Consider the following 8,318-nt stretch of genomic DNA (forward strand, 5'->3'; position numbering starts at 1 on the left):
CGGGCTGTTGCTACCGCGTTGGAGGTGGGTCCCGGATCCGGGGTGTATCTGCAGAGTCTTGCAGGGACCGCCGAGCGGGTGATCGCTTTTGACATTGAGCCGAGCCATCTGGAAGCAACAAAAACCTTGTTTGATGATAGAGAGCTCAAGGCACGGATCGATTGTGTACAAGGTGATCTCAGGAACAGCCCTCTAAAAGATGGCTCCATAGACCTGTTGCTGTGTTCAGAAGTGATCGAGCATGTGGCGGACTCCAGGTCCTTGCTGAATGCCATGGCGGCCTTGCTCGCTCCGGGCGGTAAGCTGATTCTCACGACACCACAGCCTTACAGTCCCTTAGAGATCTTGGGCAAAGTCGCGTTTTTACCGGGCGTTGTGCAGCTGCTGCGCTGGATCTACCGCGAGCCGATTGAGCCCACCGGCCATATCAATCTTCTGACACGCGCGCAGCTGGAGATTCAGTGCGCGAGCGCGGGACTGCGTGTCGTGGAGCGTCAGTTGTTGGGTTTTTACTTGCCAGTGATCGGCGAGTTTGCTGGCCAGCCGGGACAAAGACTCTTGGCGGCAATGGAGCGAGTATTGCGAGGATCAGCGCTCGAAGGCCTGCTTTGGACTCAATGCTATGTATTGGAAAAAGATGTTTAGACGCCAGCAAGCCCGAGCCTGAGCTTGAGTCAGATCATCGGATCTGAGCCGGCAAATTGATCTATGCTTGGGGTCTTCGATAACTGATAAGCAATAATAGGCTTTGGCGTTTTGTGATTTGACGCCCTTTGGAGATTTGCATGAATTACTTTGTGACAGGCGGCACCGGTTTTATTGGGCGTTTTTTGGTTCCTAAACTTTTGGATCGCGGTGGCAAAGTGTTCCTGCTTGTACGTCCCGGCTCCTTGCCCAAGCTTGCGGCGCTGCGAACACTCTGGGGCGCATCCGCCGAACAGGTTGTGGCGGTAGAAGGCGATCTGAGCAAAAAACGTCTCGGTGTTAAGCCCGCTTGGGTGAAGCAGCAGGCAGGGAAAATCGATCACTTTTTTCATCTGGCCGCTATTTACGACATGGAGGCAGATGCCGAGAGTCAGCGCGTCAGCAATGTTAACGGCACGGCGCAGGCGATCGTGCTGGCTAAGGCTTTGCGAGCTGGCTGTTTTCATCAGGTTTCTTCTATCGCTGCCGCCGGCTTGTACGAAGGCACTTTTACCGAGGACATGTTCGAGGAAGCTGGTGCCCTGGACCACCCGTACTTTTTGACCAAGCACGAATCCGAAGGTTTGGTGCGCAAAGAGACTGAAATGAAATGGCGTATCTACCGTCCCGGCATGGTGGTCGGGCATTCGGAAACTGGTGAGATGGATAAGATCGACGGCCCGTACTACTTCTTTGGGCTTTTGGATAATCTCAGCAAAGTCACGCCGGAAGGCTTGCCGTTAGTGATGAACAAGGCGGGGCTGCTGAACATCGTTCCTGTGGATTTTGTAGTGAATGCTATGGACTACCTGGCCCACCTCGATGGACAGGATCACCAGTGCTTTTTTCTCACAGACCCCGATGGAATCCGGGTCGGTGATTTGCTCAAGGCCACCATGGATGCCGCGAATGGCCCCAAGCTGCGTTCGCTGAATATCGGTCTACTTGATAAAGCAGCGAAGTTGGCAGGATCCGGTATCAGCAAGTTTCCCAGTGTGAAGTCACTGGGCGAGAAAGCCGTGGCCCGTCTGGGCATTCCACCGCAGGTTATTGGTTACATCAATTATCCGACGCGCTTTGATTCCACAAAAACTCAGGCCTTTTTGGAGCCCGCAGGCATTAGCTGTCCGCCCTATGAGTCTTATGCACAGGTCCTGTGGGACTACTGGCGGCATTTTTTGCGTGGGGATAACGATACGGTCATCCGTGAAGTGGACGGCCTGTTTAACCAGTTCATAGGACGCCCCACTCTGGCGGTGCTGCGGCGTAAGGTCAAAGGCCAGATCGTTATGGTCACGGGCGCCACCAGCGGTATTGGTAAAGAGTGTGCCCTGCGCTTAGCCCGTGCCGGCGCCACCGTGTTACTGGTAGCCCGAACCGTTGAGAAACTCGACGAGACGCTCAAGGAGATCGCCGCCAAAGGTGGTGATGCTCAGGCTTACTCCTGCGATGTATCCAGCGAAAAGAACTGCCAGAAGCTGGTCAAGGATGTTCTTAGAGACCATGGCCACGTCGATATTCTGGTGAACAACGCCGGGCGTTCGATTCGACGCTCCGTGCGACACAGCTATGATCGCTTCCATGATTTTGAGCGCACCATGGAGCTCAACTACTTTGGAGCCCTGCGATTGATACTGGGATTTTTGCCGGGTATGGAAGAGCGAGAGCGTGGACATATCATTAACATTTCATCCATTGGTGTGCTCACCAGTCCGCCGCGATTTTCTGCCTATGTGGCATCCAAGTCGGCGTTAGATGCTTTTAGCCTTTGTGCTGCGCCAGAGTATGCGGCCAAGAACGTGTCGTTTACGACGATCCATATGCCTCTGGTACGGACACCCATGATTGCGCCGACGAGTCTGTATAAGGCGTTCCCAACGTTATCACCGGAGCAGGCACGGGATCTTGTCATAAAGGCGATTATTTCGAAGCCCAAGCGCGTTTCTACGGGACTGGGCGTGACGGGTGCTGTTGCCCAGGCCACGATTCCCAGTGTGACCGAGGCGTTTTTGAGTCAAGCCTATGCGCTGTTCCCCGACTCCCCGGCAGCAAGAGGTCTCAGTGAGGACGAGGCCGCCGCGGAGCGAGGCAATATCCCGTCTAGTAAGCTGGAACTCGCGCAAAAAATGTTTGCGCAGGTGATGCGCGGGGTTCACTGGTAAGCGATGCAGGCGCGATGTTGGAATCAGGAATGAAGACGTGACTGAACTTTTGTCGGTAGTCGTTCCCGTCTACAACGAACGAGAAATGTTGCCCCGGTTTCACTCTCGCATGCTGAGTGTGCTTGACGCATTGGATATGTCTGCCGACCTGCTTTACGTTGACGATGGCAGTAATGACGGCTCCAGTGAATGGCTGGACGCTGAACAGGCTACCGATGCACGCATTGCGGTGTTACGCCTGTCGCGCAATTTTGGCAAAGAAGCCGCTATGTCCGCGGGTTTTGATTATGCAGGCGGCGACGCGGTAGTCGTCATCGATGCTGATCTGCAGGACCCCCCGGAGTTGATCCCCACGTTGATTGAGCATTGGCGAGAGGGTTTTGATGTGGTGTATGCCACGCGCGAATCCCGGGACGGTGAGAGCTGGCTTAAACGTAAGAGCGCGGCAATTTTCTATCGATTGATGGATCGACTGTCGGATGTGCCAATACCTCGGGACACCGGCGACTTTCGATTACTGAGCCGGCGGGCGGTGGATGCGCTGGCCAAGCTGCGGGAGCAGCATCGCTATATGAAGGGCCTCTATGCCTGGATCGGCTATCCGCAAAAGGCTGTGCCTTACGCTCGAGAAGCACGGACAAGTGGGCGCAGCAAGTGGAGTTACTGGCGGCTGTGGAATCTGGCTATCGAGGGTATTACTTCTTTTTCTGCGGCGCCTCTGAAGCTGGCGACTTGGTTGGGTCTTTTTACGTCGGTGATGGCTTTTGCCTACGGGCTGCTCTTTCTACTACGGACTTTGTTTTTTGGTAATCCGGTTCCTGGTTATCCGTCGCTTATGGTGGTCATATTGTTCCTGGGTGGCGTGCAACTGGTGTGTCTGGGGATCATCGGCGAGTATCTCGCGCGAACCTACAATGAGAGTAAGGCGCGGCAACTGTACTTTGTGATGGACTATCGTCCCAGTGGTGACTTGCCGTTGCGTCAGACTGAGCGCGAGCCCATGGTTGAGAAGAGCATGTTCACGCAACACTCGGCTGAACCTTGATTTCGATCACGCGCGGCTGATGTCTCAGGTAATCAACGCTACGACCTTGCTGGGCTGGCCAGCTCAACGCGCGTGGCCCTGGCTTGTTGTGGGCGCACTGGTCTACCTGTCTTTTGGCTTCACCGAGATGATGGGTTCGGATCTGTGGTGGCACATCGCTGCGGGCCGGGAGATCTTAGAGAACGGCGGCCCATGGCTGACAGACGACTGGTCCTACACCGAGCCTGGTAGTCCCTGGCACAACCATGAGTGGCTGGCCGACCTGGTGTTTTACGGTTGGGTTCAGTTCTTTGGTGTGCCGAGTCTGGTTATCTGGAAATGGTCGCTCATCGTTGCAAGTTTTTGTTTGCTGCAGCAGGTACTGACCCGGGTGAGCACTAGTCCTTTGGCGGGATTAGTTGGGAGTATTGCGGCGGTAGTGATCGCAGCACCGTTTTTGGATCTAAGGCCTCAGCTCTACACCTTATTGGGCATCGCGCTATTGCTGCATTTAGCGCTCCTGCGTCCCGCCCGATTGCGAGACCTGCTGTTATTGTTTTTGGTCTGGGTCAATCTTCACGGCGGCTTCGTATTTGGCCTGATGCTATTGGGTATCCTGCTATGTCCCTGGCGGGATCTGTCTTTGTATACGGTTCGAAACGCAGTGCTTAAGTGGGCTGCCTGTGCGGCGATTTGCCTGTTGAATCCTGATGGCCTAAAGATCTTCTGGCTGCCATTGGTGTATGCGTTAAATGCGGATTCTCCTTATCGCAGCCTCGGGGAATGGCGTTCGCCCTTCGAGGCCGGCGGCATTGTGTCACCGCTCTACGCCTATTCACTGGTCGTTGCTGCAACGCTGTGTCTGAGCTGGGTACTGCCGGTGGTTCGTCGCAGAGTCTCTTTTATTCCTGAGGTTTTGGCGATGTGTCTGCTCAGCGCAGCGATGTCGGCAACCAGTCGTCGTTTTATTATTCTCTGGGCTATGGCTTTCGCGGTTTTATTCGCGCCCTTTGTGGCGGCACTGCTGCGTCAACGCCTTGCACAGTCGCTGGCGCTCCCAGCGCTGCTTGCGCTGATGATTTGGGCTGGAATGCGTTTAGCGCCGTACTCGCTTTATCCGCCCATCGCCTACCACTACCTAACGGCCGAGTATGTGTACCCCCATGGCCTGATGGATTTTGCAAAAGTTAATGGCCTGCAGGGGAACACCTTTGCGTTTTACAACTGGGGTGGTTATCTACACTGGCGCAGCGATGGTGACTTAAAAGTATTCATCGACGGCCGAGCGAATACCCTCTTTGACGATGAGACCTACCTGCAATACGTTGCTGTTCTTGCGGGGCGGGGAGCCTGGATAGAAACCATAGAGAGCTCCGGCGCCAAGTTGTTTATGTGGCCCCGCGGTCGGGGAGGTGAGCGTTTGATGCGCGGCTTACTGCAAACCGGGCGCTGGCGCTTGTTGTATCAGGACGTGCGCGGGGTACTGCTTGCGCATCAGGACTTTGTTTTGCCGGCGACCCTGCGCTTGCCCGATGACAGCGTCAACAGCGATCTTACTGCCGCATTTGTGGCGACCCGGAAGGGTGACAATGCCGAAGCCTTAGCCGCCGCTAGCCGAGCCCATGATCGCAGGCCCTGGGGACAGGCAACATGTAGTTGGCTAAAGCGCAGCTTGCAGGCCAATGGTCAGGTGCGGGAGGCAGATTCGGTGATGGATAGTTGCCGCGCCCGATTCGCAAGCAAGTATTTGCGTTAGTCTTGGGTTCTGAGAACCTGCTCTATCGAAGATCATAAAACAGCATACCAAGGAGAGTTTGATGAAGAAGCATGCGGGCTTTGTCGCTGCGCTATTGGTTCTGCCGCTGCAGCTGTCTGCGGCGACACTGATCCACAATGTGCAGGGTTACACCATGCACCACGGTGATCGGCTGGCTTTTGCGGCCCTGGAGTATGAAGACGGCGTGGTGACGGTCCTCTACGAGGATGAAGAGGCCGCAGCGACAAGTACTGCACAAGAGCGAATCGATGCAGGCGGACTGACGCTGCTACCCGGTCTAATCGATGCTCACGGGCATGTAGCGGGTCTTGGGGCGACCTTGGCCAGTGTGGATCTCACAGGTAGTGACAGTGAGGCCGAAGCTGCCGCTCGCGTTGCCGCCGCCGCGCAAGATGCGCCGGCCGACGCCTGGTTGTTTGGCGCCGGCTGGAATCAGGTGTTGTGGACGGGTGGTGAGTTTCCAGGCCGCACATCGCTCGATGCCTTGATTGCTGATCGACCGGTTGTACTTAATCGCGTCGATCGCCACGCGCTGTGGGTCAACAGTCGGGCCTTGGAGCTTGCGGGAATTACGGCGAGCACAGTTGATCCTGCGGGTGGTCAGATCGTGCGCGATGCCCAGGGCGCCCCCACAGGGATCCTTATCGATAACGCCATGCGCTTGATCGCAGAGGCACTTCCCGAAGCAACAGTGGTCAGCAAGAAACAGGATCTGTCTCGAGCCATGGACTATCTCGTGAGTTTGGGGATGACCGGGGCACATGATGCCGGTTCTACCGCCCTGGAGATTGATGCCTACGACAGTCTTCTTGCGGATGGAAGTTTTCCCATGCGGATTTACTCCATGCTCAGGATGGCTGACCCGCTTATAGGAGAGGATTTGGCGGCGGGGCCTAGAGCGCAATCCAGTGATCTTTTTGTGTTGCGCAGTGTAAAGATTTCGGCTGATGGCGCTCTGGGCTCTCGGGGAGCGGCCTTGTTTGAGGACTACTCGGATGATCCGGGCAATAAGGGCCTGCTTCTTCTATCGGATGAGGTGTTGTCAGCGCAGATTCAGCGCTCCGCCGCATTGGGCTTTCAGGTGAATGTTCACGCTATCGGTGATTTAGCCAATGCCAAGGTGCTTGACGAGTTTGAGCAGCTTAACGCGATGCCGGCGCAGCGGGCACTTCGGCATCGAGTCGAACATGCGCAAATTCTGCGGCCTCGAGATATAGAGCGTTTTGCCAAGTTGGACGTGATTGCATCCGTGCAGCCCACCCACGCCACCAGCGATAAAAATATGGCAGGCGATCGTCTAGGTGAAGCGCGTCTTGAGGGTGCCTACGCCTGGCAGAGTCTGTTTGAAAGCGGAGCAATTTTGGCAGGAGGATCTGATTTTCCCGTAGAGCCGCCGAATCCCTTTTTTGGATTGCACGCGGCGGTGACACGTCAGGATCGGGAAGGAGCGCCCCCGGGTGGTTGGCGAGAGGGTGAAGCAGTAAGTCGGGATAAGGCGCTGTCACTGTTTACCGAAGATGCGGCTTACGCCGGACACGCAGAGGAAACGGTCGGACGGCTTTTGCCGGGCTATGCAGCGGACTTTATCTTGGTGCGCGATGACTATTTCACCGTGCCCCGGGAGCAGATCTGGCAAAACAAGGTGATGCTTACGGTGGTGGCTGGTGAGCCTGTTTATCGCGCTGTTGAAGCGGCTAGTTTGTCAGGCCTACCCTGAGGAGTTCATCGGCCCATAAGGACTTCACGCGGCTTTTGCCAGCGCGTTTGGCTTCATAGACACTCTGTTCTTCACGAGCGCAATGTGGTCGCGCAGCGCGGGGTCACGTACTGCGATTCCGACGCTGACGCCCCCACTACACACGCCTTCGCCAGCGATGACACTCAGTCCGGCAATAGCAGTCTTCAGGCGCTCCGCACGAGCCAGTGCGACTTCCAGAGTGATGTTTGGGCAAATAATTAGAAACTCGTCGCCGCCAAGGCGGGCCACCAGATCACCTTCGGCGCAGCCATGTTTAAGCTGCGTCGCGAGGATCTTGAGCACCTGATCTCCGGCCTCATGCCCGTAGCGATCATTGACCTCCTTGAAGTGATCAGCATCAACCATCATGCAGGCAAGGGGCGTGTCTGCGGCTAAGGAGTCACGCCAGGCATCTGCTAGAAACTCCATCGTGGGGAGTTGGGTGAGTATGTCCGTATGTGCCAACTCGTCGAGCTGTGCGTTGAGCTCTGTCAGTGCTCGAGTTCTTTCGGTGACTTTAGCCTCGAGAGACTGGTTGAGCCGCATAAGTTCGCGATTGCGTGTGGAAACCTGCTGGAACAAAGCATTGAGCGCAACGAGTAGCGGCCCCGTCGCATCATTAGCATGCTGCTCTTCGTCTTCAAAAGCCTGGTGTGGAGATGCGCCTTTTTCTATGGCTTTTATTTGGCGAGCCAGATTCTGGTCTGAACCGAGGATGTGGTCAGTGAGCCAGTGCGTGAGAAATTCCAGCAAGTGACTGGCCGCATTGGTGTCGCTCGCCATGTTTGCGTGAATGCACTGAACTCCTTCAAGAAACACTTTGTGGCGACTTAAATGTGCTTCCTGATGCCGTTGGTCGAACTCGGCGGCGCGCATCATGCGCTCCTCTTCCCCAGAGTGGTGCTTGGTGTAGCTAAACAACTGCTGGATGAT

The 8,318-nt window shown here is 55.8% G+C and carries 6 protein-coding genes; 5 read left to right on the top strand and 1 reads right to left on the bottom strand.

Going from position 1 to position 8,318, the window contains the following annotated elements:
- The 5 genes from ACI9KD_RS16325 to ACI9KD_RS16345 all read left to right on the top strand — a co-directional run.
- Window positions 1-645 (top strand): class I SAM-dependent methyltransferase (locus ACI9KD_RS16325; protein WP_414982232.1); only part of this gene is annotated, 645 nt, incomplete at its 5' end.
- A gap of 140 nt (window positions 646-785) precedes the next feature.
- Entirely contained in the window at window positions 786-2,846 is a 2,061-nt protein-coding gene (locus tag ACI9KD_RS16330; RefSeq protein ID WP_414982233.1) for an SDR family oxidoreductase, read from the top strand.
- Between the two features lie 37 nt (window positions 2,847-2,883).
- Window positions 2,884-3,891: a glycosyltransferase family 2 protein gene (locus ACI9KD_RS16335; RefSeq protein ID WP_414982234.1), complete on the top strand. Its 1,008-nt coding sequence runs from the start codon at window positions 2,884-2,886 to the stop codon at window positions 3,889-3,891.
- 19 nt (window positions 3,892-3,910) lie between these two features.
- Window positions 3,911-5,626, top strand: a complete 1,716-nt coding sequence (locus tag ACI9KD_RS16340) for a hypothetical protein (protein ID WP_414982235.1) — start codon at window positions 3,911-3,913, stop codon at window positions 5,624-5,626.
- A 61-nt stretch (window positions 5,627-5,687) separates the two neighbouring features.
- Window positions 5,688-7,364 (top strand): amidohydrolase, encoded by a 1,677-nt coding sequence (locus ACI9KD_RS16345; RefSeq protein ID WP_414982236.1) that lies wholly within the window; start codon window positions 5,688-5,690, stop codon window positions 7,362-7,364.
- Window positions 7,365-7,388: 24 nt separating this feature from the next.
- On the opposite strand, the gene ACI9KD_RS16350 is transcribed toward ACI9KD_RS16345, so the two are convergent.
- Window positions 7,389-8,318 (bottom strand): GGDEF domain-containing protein (locus tag ACI9KD_RS16350; protein ID WP_414982237.1); only part of this gene is annotated, 930 nt, incomplete at its 5' end.

This window comes from Congregibacter sp., from assembly GCF_047617445.1.
Lineage (GTDB): Bacteria > Pseudomonadota > Gammaproteobacteria > Pseudomonadales > Halieaceae > Congregibacter.

Excerpts from the sequence above, each read along its gene's own strand:
- ACI9KD_RS16330 (WP_414982233.1), top strand. The coding sequence starts at position 786 with ATGAATTACTTTGTGACAGGCGGCACCGGTTTTATTGGGCGTTTTTTG.
- ACI9KD_RS16340 (WP_414982235.1), top strand. The coding sequence starts at position 3,911 with ATGTCTCAGGTAATCAACGCTACGACCTTGCTGGGCTGGCCAGCTCAA.
- ACI9KD_RS16345 (WP_414982236.1), top strand. The coding sequence starts at position 5,688 with ATGAAGAAGCATGCGGGCTTTGTCGCTGCGCTATTGGTTCTGCCGCTG.